The 16,600-nt window shown below is 70.4% G+C and carries 12 protein-coding genes; 9 read left to right on the top strand and 3 right to left on the bottom strand.

All coding sequences use genetic code 11. The features are described 5' to 3' along the window. The first annotated feature begins 199 nt into the window (after window positions 1-199). From AC0680_RS18810 to AC0680_RS18830, 5 genes are all read left to right on the top strand, one after another. On the top strand, window positions 200-517 hold the full coding sequence (locus tag AC0680_RS18810) for a trypco2 family protein (RefSeq protein WP_478629884.1): 318 nt from the start codon (window positions 200-202) through the stop codon (window positions 515-517). Next, window positions 514-2,733 carry a S1 family peptidase gene (locus tag AC0680_RS18815; RefSeq protein ID WP_478629887.1) on the top strand — a complete coding sequence of 740 codons (2,220 nt, stop codon included), beginning with the start codon at window positions 514-516 and terminating at the stop codon, window positions 2,731-2,733. The genes AC0680_RS18810 and AC0680_RS18815 overlap by 4 nt, the downstream gene beginning before the upstream one ends. 182 nt (window positions 2,734-2,915) lie before the next feature. Then, window positions 2,916-4,538 (top strand): GMC oxidoreductase, encoded by a 1,623-nt coding sequence (locus AC0680_RS18820; protein WP_478629888.1) that lies wholly within the window; start codon window positions 2,916-2,918, stop codon window positions 4,536-4,538. A 198-nt stretch (window positions 4,539-4,736) separates the two neighbouring features. Further along, on the top strand, window positions 4,737-6,785 hold the full coding sequence (locus AC0680_RS18825) for a phosphocholine-specific phospholipase C (RefSeq protein WP_478629890.1): 2,049 nt from the start codon (window positions 4,737-4,739) through the stop codon (window positions 6,783-6,785). A gap of 260 nt (window positions 6,786-7,045) precedes the next feature. After that, window positions 7,046-7,789 (top strand): SDR family oxidoreductase, encoded by a 744-nt coding sequence (locus tag AC0680_RS18830; RefSeq protein ID WP_478629892.1) that lies wholly within the window; start codon window positions 7,046-7,048, stop codon window positions 7,787-7,789. A 72-nt stretch (window positions 7,790-7,861) separates the two neighbouring features. On the opposite strand, the gene AC0680_RS18835 is transcribed toward AC0680_RS18830, so the two are convergent. Together AC0680_RS18835 and AC0680_RS18840 are read right to left on the bottom strand one after the other, a co-directional pair. Further along, window positions 7,862-8,485, bottom strand: coding sequence for a WD40 repeat domain-containing protein (locus AC0680_RS18835; RefSeq protein WP_478629893.1), 624 nt, complete (start codon window positions 8,483-8,485; stop codon window positions 7,862-7,864). A 429-nt stretch (window positions 8,486-8,914) separates the two neighbouring features. Beyond that, window positions 8,915-9,583 carry an HAD family hydrolase gene (locus tag AC0680_RS18840; protein WP_478629895.1) on the bottom strand — a complete coding sequence of 223 codons (669 nt, stop codon included), beginning with the start codon at window positions 9,581-9,583 and terminating at the stop codon, window positions 8,915-8,917. Between the two features lie 149 nt (window positions 9,584-9,732). Between AC0680_RS18840 and AC0680_RS18845 the strand changes: the two genes are divergently transcribed. Both AC0680_RS18845 and AC0680_RS18850 read left to right on the top strand, forming a co-directional pair. Then, entirely contained in the window at window positions 9,733-10,173 is a 441-nt protein-coding gene (locus AC0680_RS18845) for a GNAT family N-acetyltransferase (protein WP_478629896.1), read from the top strand. A 391-nt stretch (window positions 10,174-10,564) separates the two neighbouring features. Then, a complete protein-coding gene (locus AC0680_RS18850) occupies window positions 10,565-12,529 on the top strand; it encodes a hypothetical protein (protein WP_478629898.1) in 1,965 nt (654 codons plus the stop codon). Between the two features lie 211 nt (window positions 12,530-12,740). Here AC0680_RS18850 and AC0680_RS18855 read toward each other — a convergent pair whose 3' ends face one another. Beyond that, complete coding sequence (locus tag AC0680_RS18855) at window positions 12,741-12,956, bottom strand: heavy-metal-associated domain-containing protein (protein ID WP_478629900.1); 216 nt, start codon at window positions 12,954-12,956, stop codon at window positions 12,741-12,743. A 414-nt stretch (window positions 12,957-13,370) separates the two neighbouring features. Here AC0680_RS18855 and AC0680_RS18860 point away from each other — a divergent pair, with 414 nt between their 5' ends. Continuing rightward, window positions 13,371-14,741, top strand: a complete 1,371-nt coding sequence (locus tag AC0680_RS18860) for an MFS transporter (protein ID WP_478629903.1) — start codon at window positions 13,371-13,373, stop codon at window positions 14,739-14,741. Between the two features lie 16 nt (window positions 14,742-14,757). Beyond that, complete coding sequence (gene asnB, locus AC0680_RS18865; protein WP_478629905.1) at window positions 14,758-16,584, top strand: asparagine synthase (glutamine-hydrolyzing); 1,827 nt, start codon at window positions 14,758-14,760, stop codon at window positions 16,582-16,584. Window positions 16,585-16,600: the final 16 nt, after the last annotated feature.

Below are 16,600 nucleotides of genomic sequence, written 5' to 3' on the forward strand. Positions count from 1 at the left end.
GCATGACGCCACGTGAGGGTCAAGCCGCCATGGCCGCGGCCGGCCCAGACGTCGGACGCAATCGTCCAGGCGGTGTCCGACGATGTGGCGGACGCCCGCGCCTCGCCCTGCCGCCCAGCCGTTGCCCTTGCTTTACTCTGAGTCAGCAGACTTTCGAGGCGAACGACAGTACGAGGGGGATGTGTTGGGGGCCGGGGACATGGAACTCGCCGAGGCGGTTCAGGCGGTGCGCGACGAGTTGATGAGCGCCGCCGCTCAGGGTGTCGGGAGCGACATCACCTTCAAGGTGGGACCGATCGCGCTGGAGTTCACCGTCGAGCTGCGGAAGGACGCCCGTGCGCGGGGCGGCATACGCGCGTTCGTCGTCTCCGGGGAGACCGACGCCGGCATGAGCCGGACGCGCACGCACCGCGTGTCGCTCACCCTTGAGCCCGTCCAGGCCGACGGAGAGCCCGTGCTCATCGCCGCCGACGATGAGGGTGACGTGTCCGGTCTCGCCGGTGCCGGCACGCGGTGAGCGGCACCTTACGCGCCGGCCGGCCGGTGGGCCCCGAGCACGACCGCGTCGCCGCCGTGCAGATCACCGGCAGCAGGGGCAGTGGCTATCTGCTGACCCCGCGACTGCTCCTCACCGCGGCCCATGTCGTCAAGGACGAGCCCGAAGCACGGGTGACGGTGGTGGGCGGAACGGGCAGCCACCGCACCCGGGTGGTGTGGAGGGGACAGGAGACGTGCGATGCCGCCCTGCTCGTCTCCGCCGAGGACCTCGTCCGGCCGGAGACCGCCGCACGGTTGTCCCCGGTGCGCTGGGCGAGGCTGACGGACGACTCCCCCCTCGGCGGCTGCCAGGCCATGGGCTTCCCCCGTGCCCAGCACGACAGGACACGCGGCGTGGACATCGAGCACATCGAGTGCGCACTGCGCCCCGGCTCGGGCATCGTCCGCAACAGGTACGTCCTGGACGTCAAGGACGTCTCGCCGGAACTGGCGAGCGGCAATTCACCGTGGGAGGGCATGTCGGGGGCTGCGCTCTTCGCCGAAGGGCTGTTGCTGGGAGTGGTGGCGGAAGCTCCCCGCAACTGGAGACATCAGCGGCTGGAAGCGGTCAAGGGCAGGACCCTGCTCGACGACGTGTCCTTCGTCGACGCCTTCACCCGCCATGCCGGGGTCGCGCCGTCCGTCACCGAACTGTCGTCGGCCACGCGGAGGAGGAAGCCGCTCGCCCTGGCCGGCGCACCGCACTCGACACCGCGGGATCTGGCGGCCACGATCCGCGCGCACTGGACAACCGCCCGGCAGCAGTTCTTCGACCGCACGGGCACACCGTCCGAGCCCACCGACGGCCGCCGCGACCTGCTGGCGTGGCTGCAGCAGTTCGACGACCCCTTCACCGAGGACGTCGAAGGCCGGCGCGCTCTGATCGACCGCTGGCTGACGAACCCGGAGGTGACGCCCGATCTGAAGGTCCTGCGCCTGCTGTGCTGGCTCGACCCGGACGGGGAGGCGGTCTGGAAGGGCACTCGTGTGACGATGGAATCGCTGACCACGGCGTGCTTGCAGGGCCGCCTGGACACGGACGGTCCGGCGGCGGGCGTCTACCGGGACCTCTGTGCGGGCGGGTTGCTCGATGCGCTGGGCGCCTTCACCGAACTGCGCGGCCTGCGCGGGAGGCAGGAGGCATGGGACGACGCCTGGGAGTCATGGCGGCAGGCGGCCGGGTCGCTCCACCTGCCGGGCCCGGCCCGGGAGTGGGCCGACGGCGACGCCCGCGGTGTACTACTGGCCACGCTCCTCCCAGATCCCCGTACCGAGGAATGGATCCGCACCGCCTACGGGCGCGTGACGCCGCCCGCCGCCGGAAGGGTCGCATGGTACGACCGCTTGTGTGAGCAGGGCGGCGATCCGGACTCGCCCATCGGACGGCTCGTGCGCACCGACTTCGCCGCGTACGCCGCGCTCGATGCGGAGCGGCTGGCGCAGCAGGCGGCGGACGACGCGAAACGGCAGGCCGAACTGGCGACACGTGCGGAGGAAGCCCGCGCGCTTGCGGCAGCCGATGCCGAGCATGAGCGTCAGTGGGCCGCCTACGAGGCCGCTCGGTGCTCACCCGCCGCCCGGTGGGGGGCAGCCGTCCGCGTGACGCTGTGGCTGGGGGCCTGGGGCGTGGTGATGGTCCCGGCGGCCTGGCTCGTGTGGGGCTGGACCTGGCCGTCCCTGGCCGGAACCATTTCCTGGCACCTGCCCTGGCTGGCCCTGTCGGCCTACGTTGCCCGGTTGCCGAGAGCCGTACGGCTGGGTGCGGCCTATCAACCTCCCCTCCGGTACCCGCGCAAGTGGCTCCCGGCCGACCTCACGAGTATCCGAGGAAGCCTGCAGAAGGCGGGCTTCGTGTTCGGTGCGGTCCTGGTCGCCGGGGTTCTGCTGCACGACGTCGGCCAGATCCTGACGACCGTCTTCTTCGTGTGCCTGTACCTCGCGGTGTACCTGTACGCCGCCCACGGCTACCAGAGCCCCACACCGTCGGCTCTCCGCGACTGGGACGACGAGCATCAGGCACGGCTACGGGCTCGTATGACCTGGCAGAAGGAAGCCGACGCCCACCGTGCCACCACGCGCGTCCTTTCCGTATCGGCGCGAGAGCGGGCAGCTGCCTACCAGACATTCATGAAGGACATCGCCACCACGGCCGGACACAAGCGACGGCCGGACTCCACCGACCGCGACACCGGCTGAAGCGATCGGCGACGATGCCCCACGCCGCACGGGGCAACGCCGGGCAGGTCTTCCCCGGCGACGAGCGGCGGCCCGCGCACCCTCCCTGCACCGGCGGGGCATGTCGCCTTCGCAGCCGACCGCGTCGAGAAAGGTGTGCGAGGACTCTAGGCGGAGGGGAATGCTCCGCACATGATGCGCACATGACTTCGAATCTGACGCACCGTCAGTTCATCGGGATTGCTGCCTTGGAGGCCGCGGCCGTGCTCGGACTGACTCGGATCGGCCTGACGTCGGCCGGGGCGGCGACCGGGAGCGCCGAGGACTACGCTCCGGCCGTTGTCGTCGGCTCCGGCTACGGCGCGGCCGTGGCCGCACTCCGGCTGGGGGAGGCGGGGGTGCGGACCCTCGTCCTGGAGAGGGGCCGCCTGTGGAAGCAGCCCGCCGAGGACGGCAAGGTGTTCTGCCCGATGCGTGTCCCCGACCGCCGGTCCATGTGGTTCCGGACCCGGACAGAGGCACCGCTTGCGACATTCCTGTGGCTGGACGTCGTCAACCGCGACATCACCCCGTACCCCGGGGTCCTCGACCGGGTCCGCTTCGACGCCATGTCCGTGTACGTCGGACGCGGCGTCGGCGGCGGATCGCTGGTCAACGGCGGTATGGCCGTCACCCCGTCCCGCGCGTACTTCTCCACGGTACTTCCGCAGGTCGACGCGGCCGAGATGTATGACCGGTACTTCCCGCTCGCCCACCGGATGCTGGGCGTCAACACCGTCGCCCCGGACTGGTTCGAGAGCACCAAGTGGTACCGGTTCGCCCGGGTCTCCCGTACCCACGCCCACCGTGCCGGCCTGCGCACGACCTTCGTGCCGGGCGTCTACGACTTCTCGTACATGCGGCGCGAAGAAGCGGGGGAGGTCACCAAGTCGGCGCTTGCCGGTGAGGTGATCTACGGCAACAACCACGGCAAGCGGACCCTGGACCGCACTTACCTGGCTGCCGCCCTCGGCACCGGCCAGGTCACCATCGAGACCCTCCACCACGTCCGCGAGATCCGGCGGGAACCGGACGGCGGCTACGTCCTCATCGTGGACCGGACCGACGAGACGGGCCGGGTCATCGCCACTCGGGAGATCGGCTGCCGTCACCTCTTCCTCGGCGCGGGCAGCCTCGGCACCACGGAACTCCTGCTGCGCGCCCGGGAGACGGGTGCGCTCCCCGACCTCTCCGCCGAGGTGGGCCTGGGCTGGGGCACCAACGGCAACGTCATGACCGCGCGCGCGAACCATTTATGGGACACCACCGGCGAGTGTCAGTCCACGATTCCCGTCATGGCCATCGACGACACCGCGAACCCGACCACGCCCGTGTTCGCCGAGATCGCCCCGCTGCCGATGGGCCTGGAACACTGGATCAGCCTCTACCTGGCCATCACCCGGAACCCCGAGCGCGGCAGCTTCGCCTACGACCGGGCGACCGACGCGGTGAAGCTCCGGTGGACCCACGACCAGAATCAGCCGTCCGTCGACGCCGCCAAGTCCCTCTTCGACCGCATCAACCAGGCGAACACCACGATCTACCGCTACGACCTGTTCGGCGGCAACCGGCCCTTCGCCGACGACTTCACCTACCACCCCCTAGGCGGCTGCGTCGTGGGCCGGGCCACCGACGCCTACGGTCGGCTTCCCGGCTACCGGGGGCTCTACGTCATGGACGGCTCGCTGATCCCCGGCTCGATCGGCGTGAATCCCTTCGTCACCATCACCGCCCTCGCCGAGCGCAACCTCGCACGCGTACTCGCCGAGGACGGGATCAGTGGGTGATGCGCCGGTGATCCTCGGCTGCGGCAGGCGTCGAGCACGATTGCGCTTCGGGGCCATGCGGAGGAGGGAGTTGGCCCACGGCCGGCGACGGGCCTCCGTTCATCCCCGATTCATCCACTGTCGTCGTCGACTGTCTGTTGAACCTCGCCGATCCCCGGCACTCTTCTCGTCGGCCGAGTGACAGGCCGCATCGGACTGATGAGGAGCGAGCGCGTGGCGGGGATAAGTCGTCGGAATTTCGTGGCACTGTCGGCCGGCGCTGCAGCCGGAGCGGTCGGAGTGACGGCCGCGCAGGCCAGTACGCGGACGTATGCGGCATCCGCCGCGACGGGCACGATCGCCGATGTGAAGCACGTCGTCGTGCTGATGCAGGAGAACCGCAGCTTCGATCACTACTTCGGCACGCTCAAGGGCGTACGCGGATTCTCCGACCGCAGTGGTATCACGCTGCCCGGCGGCTACTCCGTGTTCAACCAGGTCAACGGCACCGGTCGGCAGTACCCGTGGAAGCTGAGCGCCACGCCTCCGGCCGGCGGCGCGGACCCGGAGACCCTCGCCCAGTGCAACGGAGACCTCCCGCACGGCTGGACCTCGCAGCACGCCGCATGGAACAAGGGGCAGCTGGACAGGTGGGTGTCGGGTGTCGGCAACGTCCGCACGATGGGCTACCTCGACCGTAACGACATCCCGTTCCACTATGCCCTCGCCGACAACTACACCATCTGCGACTCCTACTTCTGCTCGACGCTGAGCGCGACGGGTCCGAACCGCACGTACCTGTGGAGCGGCAAGGTCGACTCGACCAGCTACGACGGCGGCGAGGAGTCCGGCCTGACCTGGGAGACCTACGCGGAGGCGCTGCAGAGCGCGGGAGTGAGCTGGAAGGTCTACCAGAACGCGAACGACAACTTCGGCGACAACGGACTGGCGTATTTCAAGAAGTTCGTGGACGCCAAGTCCGGCGACCCGCTGCACGACCGCGGCATGACATCGGTGCCCTGCGTCACCGGTTCGACCCCGGACGACATCGCCGCCGCGATCAAAGCGGACGTCACGGGCGGGACGCTGCCGCAGGTCTCCTGGGTGGTGGCCAATGAGGCATTCTCCGAGCACCCCTATGCCCCGCCGGGCGACGGAGCGCACTTCGTGGACCTGGTGATCCGGGCGCTCGCCGCCGACCCGGCCGTCTTCGACAGCACCGTGCTGTTCCTCAACTACGACGAGAACGACGGCTTCTTCGACCACGTCCCGCCGCCGGCCCCGCCCGCGGGAACCGGCGGCGAATTCCTGAACGGTGTGCCGTACGGGCTCGGCTTCCGTGTCCCCATGATCGTGATATCCCCGTGGACCCGCGGTGGCTGGGTGAGCTCCGAGGTGTTCGACCACACCTCCGTACTCCGCTTTCTGGAGAAGTGGACCGCGGCCCTCGGCAAGCCCGCGGCCGGCCCCCACATCAGCGCCTGGCGCCGCAAGGTGACCGGCGACCTCACCGGCGTCTTCGACTTCGGCTCTCCGGTGTACGGCCTGCCCTCGCTCCCCGGCACCGCCAAGGTCATCGGCCAGACGACCTGCGGCCCGCTGCCGAACCCGACCCCGACGACCAACGCGCTGCCGGCTCAGGAGCCCGGCACCAAGCCGGCGAGGGCCCTGCCCTACCAGCCGGACGGATACCTCGACCGGCTCGAATTCGGCACCAGCGGCCAGATCCTGGCCTGGATCAAGATGGCCAACGAAGGCACAGCGGCGAAGAACGCGGTGCACTTCTCGGTCCACCCGAACGCCTACCGCAGCCGTGTCCCGTGGCAGTACACCGTCGACGCGGGCGGCACCGCCACCGACTACTTCAACATCGGTGCCGGCTACGGCGACGGCAAGTACGACCTGTCCCTGATCGGCCCCAACCGCTTCCTGCGCCGGTTCGCCGGGAACGCCACGACCGCGGGTAGGACCGCCGAGGTGCACAGCCGCTACGCAGCAGCCCCTGACACCGGCAGGCCCGCCATCTGGTTCCGTATGACCAACTCCGCTGCCCAGCCCGTCACCTTCACCGTCACCTCCCACCACTACCGCTCCGACGGTCCCTGGACCTATCAGGTCGCCGGAGGCGCCGAAGCGGAGGACTACTTCAACGCCGTCTCCCGCGCGGACGGGTGGTACGACTTCACGGTCACCCTCAACACCGATGCCGACTGGTCGCGGCGCTTCACCGGGCACATCGAAACCGGGAGCCCGAGCATCACCGGATAGCCGTCCACAAGGCAGGCCCGGCCACGGCGCGCTCGGCGTCGCCCGGCTGCGTCACTCTGTTGCGTCCTGGCTCCCGTCGTGCGTCGTCGCCTGTTCCCACCGCTCGCTCCAGGCATTCAACTTCCTGCTGGGGGAGCGCTGGAAGACGCCTCCGGTGTCCGTGATCGGCAATGACGTGGACGCGCGGGCCGGGACGATCTAGCGTCGGGCAGCGACGGCGCCGCACTTCCGCGCGCGGCGCACCAGCACACGGGGAGACCATGTCCAACGGGAACGTGTCCATCGAGAGCACCGAAGCGCCCGTCGCTTTCATCACCGGAGGGTCGAGCGGGATCGGGGCGGAGACCGTGCGCCGCCTGCTGGGGCTCGGCCACCGGGTCGCGGCGACCGGGCGCAGCGCGAAGAAGCTGGCCGTGCTGGCCGAGGCCGCGGCGGAGGCGGGCGCGGGCGACCGGCTGCTGACATTCGAGGGGGACGCGGCGGACTGGGTGCAGGTGTCGTCGGCGGTCGAGGAGACCGTGCGCGTGTTCGGGCGACTGGACTACGCGATCGCCAACGCCGGGTACGCGACCAACGGCACCGTCGAGACCGGCGACCCCGAGGAGTGGCGGGGCATGGTGCTCACCAACGTCCTGGGTCCCGCACTGCTGGTGCGGGCGGCGCTCCCGGCACTGAAGGCGTCGCAGGGCCGCATCGTGCTGATCGGGAGTGTCGCGGGGTTCAAGAACACGCCCGGCAACCTCTACTCGATGACGAAATTCGCGGTGACCGGGCTGGCGGAGAACGTCCGCATGCTGACGACCGGGTACGGGGTCGGCACGACGCTGATCGCGCCGGGCCGGGTGCTGACGCCGTTCTGGGACGCCCGCCCCGGCGGCGCCGACGCGGCGGGCCCGATGATCTCCGCCGAGCAACTGGTGGACACCGTCGTGTGGGCGATCTCCCAGCCACCCGGCGTGGACGTGAACACGCTGGTCGTCCGGCCGATCGGCCAGCCGAACTAGGGCGCGGTCTGACGGTCACGGCTTGAGCCGGCGGAGGCTGCGGCGACGTGGGGTGCTGCCTGGCCATGGATGTCAGGTAGCCGGGCAGGGCGGGTTGAAGTCGACTGCCGGGAAGTACCGTGCCCATTCGGCCCTGGTGATCCGGGGGTGCGCGCTGTCGCAGATGAGGGTGGCGACCGTGTCCAGATCGGTGTCCCACAGGCGGATCGTGAAGTCGTTGCCGCCGGTGGCCAGGGTGTGGCCGTCCGGGCTGAACGCCGCGGCCGGTACCGGGTTCGAGTGGCCGGTCAGGACGACGGGAGCGGCTGGACCGCGGACATCCCACAGCAGGGCCTTGCCGTCCGCCGCGCCGACGGCCAGCCGGCGGCCGTCCGCGGAGAAGGCCAGCGTGTACAGCCAGGCCCCGGACGTCGGTAGCTGCCTCACCTTCGCCGGGCGACGCATGTCGCTGACGTCGATCAGCCAGACCGTCCTGTCCGTTCGGTGGACGGCGGCCAGGCTCCGGTTGTCGGGGCTGAACCCGCCGTAGGTCAGCGTGTCGGACCGGAACGGGGACGGCAGCTTCCGGGGGCTGCGCGGATCGCTGACGTCCCAGAGCCGCAGGTGCGCTCTGCGGGCTGCTCTCCCCGGGCTCGTCGCAGGGTGCGCCCGCGGCGAGCTCGGCGGCGACCGCGTGCCATCGGGCTTCCCATTCACCGCAGTCACCCTGGCACGCCTCGACATAGGCCAGCGTGACGCCAAGGCTCGGGAACGTGCGCCCGCCCGCGGCCTCCGAGAGCGTCGTGGACGAATAGTGGGCCCTTTTTGCCAGTCAGCTGGAGCTGCAACGGCGCGCGGAGCCAGAGCTGGGACTTCTGAACGGCGGCCCGGTCCGGCACACCGTGTGCCGGACCCGGCCACGGTCAGGAGCGCGCCCGCAGCCATCGGGCGCCGTCGGCGAAGATCGTGCCCGAACATGAAGCCCTGCTCGGCCTCGGCTGCGCGCGCCGATCTGCTGACGGCGGCTGGCGTTGTTCAATGCCGTTACCTATAGGCGCTGTTGGTGCTCCCTGCTCCCTCGTAGTTCAAAGAGCTCAACAGCACCGGGGGCGTCTCCACAGTCATGCCTGGTGCCGGCGGACGGGCTCAGGCCACGGCATTGCCGGAGGATCCGGACGCGAAGGCCAGGATGTGCGGGACTGCTTCGCGCAGGCTCTGGAAGTGGCGGTGCACGCCCTCCACCGGGGCAGCAGCGTTCACGCCCCACACCGTCATACCGGCACGCAGCCCGGACCGCACTCCGGACGGGGCATCTTCGACGACCAGACAGTCCCCCGGCTCGGCACCCAGGCGCGCGGCCGCCCGCAGATAGGGAACAGGCGAGGGCTTGCCCTCTTCAACGGCGGCTGCGTCCACGATCAGGCCCGGCATCGGCAAGCCCGTCCGCAGGAAACGGCCGCGCACCCGGTGTTCGTAGTTCGAGGTCACCAGAGCCCAGGAGCCCGACGGCAGGCCGCGCAGCACCTCTGCCGCACCGTCGAAGGCCGCGTAGACGCCGGACCGGACGTCCTCGTCCTCCAGCTCGTGCAGCGCGGCCAGGCAACCGTGCGGATCGTGGGCCGCGGCGACCTGAGCGAAGGTTTCCATGGGCCTGGTCCGCAGAGCCACCTGGTAGACCTCGTCGGGGTCCAGCTCGTAGCGCTCCGCCCACGCCCGCCACACCCGGCGCTGGTTGCCCACCGCGTCGACCAACGTGCCGTCGACATCGAACAGGACGTACCTCGTACGGCCGGACTGCACAGATTCGCTTGTCACGCACTGATCATGCCAGGCGCCGAGCAGCCGGTTACGGGACAGCTCTGGAAGCGCGTTCATTGGCTGCGTGCACCTTGGTGGCCGTTTGCCTCCCGGTGGCGCCGCAAAATGGAGTTGACGTCCGAGGTGTACTCGGGTCTTCTGCTGCGATGTCTGATCTTCGCATCCAGCAGCCGGACGACGACGTCGCGCTCAGGGACTGGCAGCACGTCCACAACACCATCATCCCCACCCATCTCCTGTCCATGGACGAGGTACGCGAGCGCGCACAGCGCCATCACCTGGAGGTGGCCTACCTCGGTGACGTACTCGTGGGCTGCAGCACGGTGCGTCCTCCGTCGGACGACACGCTGACGGCCACGGTGATCGCCCGTGTGCTCGCTCCGCACCGTGGGCAGGGGTTCGGCGAGGATCTCTACGCTCGCGGGCTCGACCGCGCACGGGAGTTGGGCGCCAAGGTGATCGAAACGGTGGTCCTGTCCTCCAACGAGGACGGCCTGCGGTTCGCATACAAGCACGGCTTCGCCGAGATCGAGCGATACCTGCTGCCCGGGGAAACCATTCCTTGGATCGATCTTCGCCTTTCCTGATCCGAGCCGCCCGGGAATCCATGCGAGCCGCCCGGGACTCGATCCGAGTCGCTCGGGATTCGATCCGAGCCGCCCGGGGCGTCCCCAAGTCCCTTGAAAACAAGCTGAGTTCAGCACTACGGGGGCTCACGCCGATGTCGTAAGGTCATCAGACCGAGCAACTGGCGGAAACGGTCGAGGGGGCAGCGTGGGCGATCACCAGCCGGGGGACGAGTCCGGGAAGCCGGCACCGCAGGAGGGGCAGCAGCCCCCGTCTGTCGTCCCGCCGGCTCCGGCGCAGCCGCCGTGGCCCGCTCCTCCGGCTGTCCCTCCGCTGCCACCCCGTCCGCCCGCCGTACCGCCGCACGGGCCTGCCGGGCAGACGTTCACGGGCAGCCGCAGGAAGGTGCTCTTGTCGCTGGCCGCTGCGGTCGTCGCGCTGGCGGTTGTGCTGGCCGGTGTGTTCTGGCCGGGCGGTTCCGAGGGTTCCGGCGAGGCGGACGGAGGCTCGGACGGGTCGGGTGGAGGATCACCGGCCGCCGCGGCGGCCCGGGGCGCATCGGCTGCCCGCACGCTGGACAAGCTGCCGGGTGTGCACCTGTCGGCGGTCTATGCACCGGGCCGCGGCGAGCCCGCGACCCGTGCCGAGATGACCGTCACCTCAAAGGGGAAGGCGACGGGGACCCTCGATGCACCCGTGACCGGCAGGGCCGCCATGGCGTGGTCCGGCGACCAGCTCTATCTCAAGGGCGACGACCACTTCTGGGCGCAGCAGAGCCCGCACTACGGGAGGGACCTGACCAGCAGCGGCCGCTGGGTAGCGCCGGAGAAGCGCGACGGCTACTACATGCTCAACAGCTTCGGCGTGAACGCGGGCTCCCTGACGCCGAAGTCGCTGGCCTCCGTGGTACGCCAGGTCACCTCCGATCCCTCCGTGGTCCAGGAGGACGCAGGGAGCCCTGAGGGGCGCAGAGCGACGTCCTACACCGCGCAGGGCCGAACGGTCGTCCTCACATCCGATGCTCCCTATACGGTCGTCGCCGTCGGGATCAACCCCGCCGACGCCAGACCGATCGAGACGGCCGCCTGGCGCACCTCCGCAAACACCCCGGCCCAGGCCACTGACCACCGGGTGGTGCCGGTCGACGACGGCGACTACCACAACCCGTACCTCACTGCGAAGCCGAAACCCGCCACGGACAAGGAAGCGGCCGCCGTCCGCACGTCCGCCGCCGAAGCAGCCGCCGCAGCCGTTCCACCCTCATCGTCCGCCAAGGAAGCATCGTCCCAGGGCCCGAACTTCACGGTCACCAGCAACGACCCCTACCTGTGCACGACCAAACCGTGTTCCTACTCCTTCACGGTCAGGAACGAAGGGGACGAGCCGGGGGAGGCAACTCTCCATGTGAGCTTCCCGGGCATCCCGGACCGGGCCCACCCGCTGGGCACACTGGCCCCCCACGCGTCCAAAGAGGTCAGCGGCACGCGTCCCAACGCGGCGACTGGGACGGGGAGGACCGTGCGGCACACCGACTACACGTGGGTGTACTCAGCTGCCGTGTACGGGCCCGACCCCAAGGTGGCCCAACATCTGCACGCACGGAATCTGAAGCCGGATGACGTGTACGTCGCCACCCCGCTGAAGCCCCTCGTCGCGAATCTACTGGACCTGATGACGAAGGACGCCGCCAGCACCGACACGGAGACGAACGAGAAGGCGGTCGAAGCCCTGCGTGCCGTCAACGACCGGGGTCTGCTTCCCCTGTTGATGGTGATCGCTGCCTCCGGACGCCTGGCGAACCCCGAGGACCTGGCCGAGAGCCTCTCCACCACCGACAAGGTCGGTGGTGTCCGTGTACTGCAGCAGGTCGCGTACCTGCTGAAGACCGACCCGAAGGCGCGCGTGTGGTTCGACGGGGGCTACAAGGCCGAAGACGGCAAGACGTACAAGACCGACTACATCTTCATCAGCAACCAAGGCGGCCAGGAGATCAGGCGTGCCGTGCAGGTCAAGACCATAGAAGCCTGGGGCAAGCTGTGGCCACGGATGGCCGAAGGCGCCAGACAGCTCAACGGGGAGAACAAGAAGGGGAAGGCGAAGCAGGGGAAACGGGGGCCCGAGGAGGCTCCGCCCGGCTTTGACCGGGTCCTTCAGATCAACCTGGAGCCGTCCGTGGGTCTGGGGTACTTCAACGCCGGCACAGCCGACCTGGAGAGGGTCCTACGGCACAAGAGCTACGCCCAGGCGCGCCGGAACCTCTGCAAGGAGAACGGCGGACACCGCCTCGACCGCCTGGTCATCGTCAACGGGTCCGGCACCCACGAATGGACCGACCTGAGCAAACTCGGCGTGCACTGTGAAGGGGCGGCGCAGTGATACCGCAACGGTCGCTCGCCGCAGCTACCGACTTCAGGAAGCCTCATCAGGGCTGAACAACTCCGTAGTGTTCCCTGGGATCCGCTGAACGCTTTCGATCACCGGGTGCCCGCCGGCACGGAGACGGCTGCGGCGGTGGAGACGGCCACCGGCGGATGAACGCAGCCGGGCAGGGCGGCCAGTGCGTCCCGCCCGGCTCGCGGTTTCGGGTTCAGGCGGCGGCCGGCGCGGCGACGGTGTAACCGGCCTCGACGACCGCAGCGCGCAGCCGCTCGTCGTCGAGGTCCGTGCCGTGGACCGTGACGGTGTTCGCGGCGAGGTCGACCACGACCTCGCTGACCCCCGGTACCTCGGAGATCTCTTCCGTGATGCTCGCGACGCAGTGCTCGCAGCTCATGCCGGTGACGTCGTACTGCTTCTGGGCCATGGAGGACTCCTGGGTTTTCATGGGGGGCTTTCGGTGGTGTACGGATCCGCTGGCGGGGGTGTTCAGGCCGCCACCCTCACCTCAGGAGTCGGCCGAGCGGAGTACGGAGTTCCACGGCTGGGGCGGGCGCCGGTTTCGGGGCTGAGGACGGGGGCCGGCCCGGACTGCGCTCGCTGGGTCCGGACTCCGTTCGTGGGCCCGGACTCCGCTCGCGGGACCGGCTACCCCTGCTGGTCGGAGCGGAAGACAAGCGGAAGACGAGTGGAAGGCAAGTCCACTGGTCGCTTTCTGGATGGGCCGGGAACTCGCCCCGGATCTTCCTCGACTCATGAGGTGCGGTTGCCGTCCGGCAGCCCACCGCGACGGTGAGGGGGAAGAGTGGCACACGGTCCCGGTCCGGAACGGCCCGGTCCCATGTCCGACGGTGCGGACCGCTGGTCGCTGGTCGCCGTGGCGGGCGTGCTGGCGTTCGTGGCGATGCTCGACATGAACATCGTGAACGTGGCCCTGGCGGACCTCGCCGATGGTCTGCACGTGCCCACCGCGCTGGCCCAGTGGGCGGTGCTGGGCTATCAACTGCCCGTCGTGGCCCTGCTGCTGCCCGTCGGTCGGTGGCTCGACGGTGTGGGGCTGCGTCCTGCCGTGCTGGTCGCGACCTGCGGCTTCGGCCTGTGCAGCGTCCTGGCCGCCGCCGCGCCCTGGATGGCCTGGCTGATCGCCGCCCGGCTGATGCAGGGTGCGTTCGGGGCGGCGCTGTTCGTACTGATGCCGGTCCTCGCGATCCGCTCCGTACGACCGGAGCTGCGCGGCCGGGCGATGAGCGTGCCCGCCACCCTGGGCCCGCTGGGCGCGGTGACCGGACCGGCCCTGGGCGGGCTGGTGCTCGACCACCTGGGCTGGCGTTCGGTCTTCCTGCTCAAGATCCCCTTCTGCGTGCTCGCCCTGGCCGTGGCCTGGCGGGCCATGCCGAGGGACGGCGGGCTGCGCCGTCCCGACCGGCGGTCGACGGCGGACGCACTGCTGGTGGCCTCGGGCGTGGCGGTCCTGCTGCTGGCGCTGACCCTGGCAACGGACCACCCGGTGTGGCTGGTGCTCGCCCTCGCGGCGGTCCCGACGCTCTGGTGGTGGCTCCGCGGTCCGGGCGGCCGGCCGTTGACCGGTGTCATGAGGGCGACGGGGCTGTTCCGGGCCCATGGCGCGGTGCTGGCACTCGCGGTCGGATTCGCCGCCGTGCACTGTCTGATCGCCCTGCATCTCCAGCGCGACAACGGCGTCAGCGCCACCACGACCGGGCTGACCGTCCTCGCCTTCCCGCTCGGCATGGGCCTGGCCGGGCAGCTCGGTGGACGCCTCGCCGACAGGTGCGGCGCCCGGCCGGTCGCGGCCGCAGGTGCCGCCGTCACCGCCGCCGGCCTGCTCCTGCTGGTGCCGCTGGGCGACGGCTGGTCACCGCTGGACGTGGCCTGGCGGCTGGCGCTGGCCGGCGTCGGCATGGGCCTGAACGGCGGCCCCACCCAGGCCCTGGTCATGGGCGCCGCCCCACCGGGCCGGACCGCGACCGTCGGGTCCACGATGCAGCTCGCCCGCAGTCTCGGCTTCACCCTCGGCCCCGCCCTGGCCACCGCCGTCTGGGGCCTGACCGGGCCCGACGAGGGCGTACGGGCTGGGCTCGCGCTGGCCGCCACCGCCGCCTGTCTCGCCGTACCCCTGCTCGCCCTGCCCACTCGGCGGACCACCTCCGTGCCCGAGAAGACCGCCGACGCGGCGCCCACTGCCCGTCCCTGACCCAGGAGCCACCCCCATGTGCGGAATCACCGGCTGGGCGTCCTTCCACCACGACGCCCGCACCCAGTCCCCGGTCATCGAGGCCATGACCGCCACCCTCACCCCGCGCGGACCCGACGACGGCGGCGTCTGGCTCGGCGAGCACGCCGCGATCGGCCATCGTCGCCTGGCCGTCATCGACCTGGCCGGCGGTGCGCAGCCGATGACCGACCGGCCCGACCGGCCGACCACCGTGCTCAGCTACAGCGGCGAGGTCTACAACCATCACGAGCTGCGGGCCGAACTCCGTGGCCGGGGACACCTCTTCCACACGCGCAGCGACACCGAGGTGGTACTGCGTGCCTACGCCGAGTGGGGCGAGGACCTCGCCGAGCACGTGGAGGGGATGTTCGCCCTCGCCGTCTGGGACGACCGTGCGCAGCGGCTGCTGCTGGTCCGCGACCGGCTCGGCGTGAAACCGCTGTTCTGGGCGGCCGTCGACGGTGGCGTGGCCTTCGCCTCGGAGCCGAAGGCCCTGTTCGCCCACCCGGAGATACGGCCCCGAGTGGACGCGGACGGGCTGCGGGAGGCGTACAGCCTGCTGTTCAACACCGGGCCGACGGTGTGGTCCGGCGTACGTGAGGTGACGCCCGGCGGCCTGCTCGTCCTGGACCGGGACGGCATCCGCGAACGCCGCTACTGGCAACTGGAGGCCGAAGTCCACGACGACGACCAGGACACGGCCGTCGAACGGGTCCGCGACCTGGTCGGTACGGCCGCCCGCAGCCAACTGGAGGCCGACGTCCCGCTGTGCAGCCTGCTCTCCGGCGGCATCGACTCCACCGTCCTGACCGCACTGCTCGCCGACGAACTCCGGCTGCGCGAAGGCCCGGCCGCCCGCATCCGCTCCTACGCCGTCGACTACAGCGACCAGGCCGAGCGGTTCACCGGCGACGTACTGCGCACCGGCCACGACACCCCCTACGCCACCGAGGCCGGCGCCCACATCGGCACCGATCACAGCACGGTCGTCCTCGACCCGCGTGCCCTGCTCGCCCCCGAGCACCGCAAGGCGGTCGTCGTGGCGCGGGACTCGCCGATCGGTGTCGGTGACATGGACACCTCGCTGTATCTGCTGTTCGGCGAGATCCGCAGGCACTCCACCGTGGCCCTCTCCGGCGAGGCGGCGGACGAGGTGTTCGGCGGCTACCCCTGGTTCCACACCCCGAAGGCGCTGGCCGCGGCCACCTTCCCGTGGCTGCTCGTCACCGGTGACGAGGCCGCGATGCCGCTCAACCCGGAGCTCGACCTGCGCATGGGGGAGTTCCGTCAGGACACCTACCGCAGCGCGCTGGCCGCCGTACCGCGTCGGGACGACGAAACCCCCGCCGAGCACCGGCAACGCGAGATGCAGCACCTGTCCCTGACCCGCTGGCTGCGCCAACTCCTGCACCGCAAGGACCGGTTGAGCATGGCCCAGGGGCTGGAGGTCCGCGTCCCCTACTGCGACCACCGCCTCGTCGAGTACGCCTTCGCCACGCCCTGGGCACTGAAGAGCTTCGACGGCCGGGAGAAGAGCCTGCTGCGCGCCGCCGGTAGGGGCCTGGCGCCGGGGTCGGTCCTGTGGCGCCCCAAGAACCACTATCCGGCCACCCACCACCCCGACTACAACCGCGGCCTGCAGAACCTGGCCCGCGAGGCCCTGTCCACCGAGCAGGTCCGTGCCCTGGCCGACGAGCCCCGCATCAAGCCCTGCCTCGACACCCCGCCCGACCATCTGGAGTGGGGCCACCGCCTCCGCCTCGAACGCATCGTCGACCTGGCCCTGTGGCTGGACCACCATCGACCCGAACTCACCCTCTGATGAGCCTTTCCAGGGC

This window comes from Streptomyces sp. NPDC043738, assembly GCF_056436545.1.

What these genes read in the sequence shown, in the direction of transcription:
- AC0680_RS18825 (WP_478629890.1), top strand. Translation starts at nt 4,737, where the DNA reads ATGAGGAGCGAGCGCGTGGCGGGGATAAGTCGTCGGAATTTCGTGGCA.
- AC0680_RS18845 (WP_478629896.1), top strand. Translation starts at nt 9,733, where the DNA reads ATGTCTGATCTTCGCATCCAGCAGCCGGACGACGACGTCGCGCTCAGG.
- asnB (WP_478629905.1), top strand. Translation starts at nt 14,758, where the DNA reads ATGTGCGGAATCACCGGCTGGGCGTCCTTCCACCACGACGCCCGCACC.
- AC0680_RS18830 (WP_478629892.1), top strand. Translation starts at nt 7,046, where the DNA reads ATGTCCAACGGGAACGTGTCCATCGAGAGCACCGAAGCGCCCGTCGCT.
- AC0680_RS18820 (WP_478629888.1), top strand. Translation starts at nt 2,916, where the DNA reads ATGACTTCGAATCTGACGCACCGTCAGTTCATCGGGATTGCTGCCTTG.
- AC0680_RS18810 (WP_478629884.1), top strand. Translation starts at nt 200, where the DNA reads ATGGAACTCGCCGAGGCGGTTCAGGCGGTGCGCGACGAGTTGATGAGC.
- AC0680_RS18855 (WP_478629900.1), bottom strand. Translation starts at nt 12,956, where the DNA reads ATGGCCCAGAAGCAGTACGACGTCACCGGCATGAGCTGCGAGCACTGC.
- AC0680_RS18860 (WP_478629903.1), top strand. Translation starts at nt 13,371, where the DNA reads ATGTCCGACGGTGCGGACCGCTGGTCGCTGGTCGCCGTGGCGGGCGTG.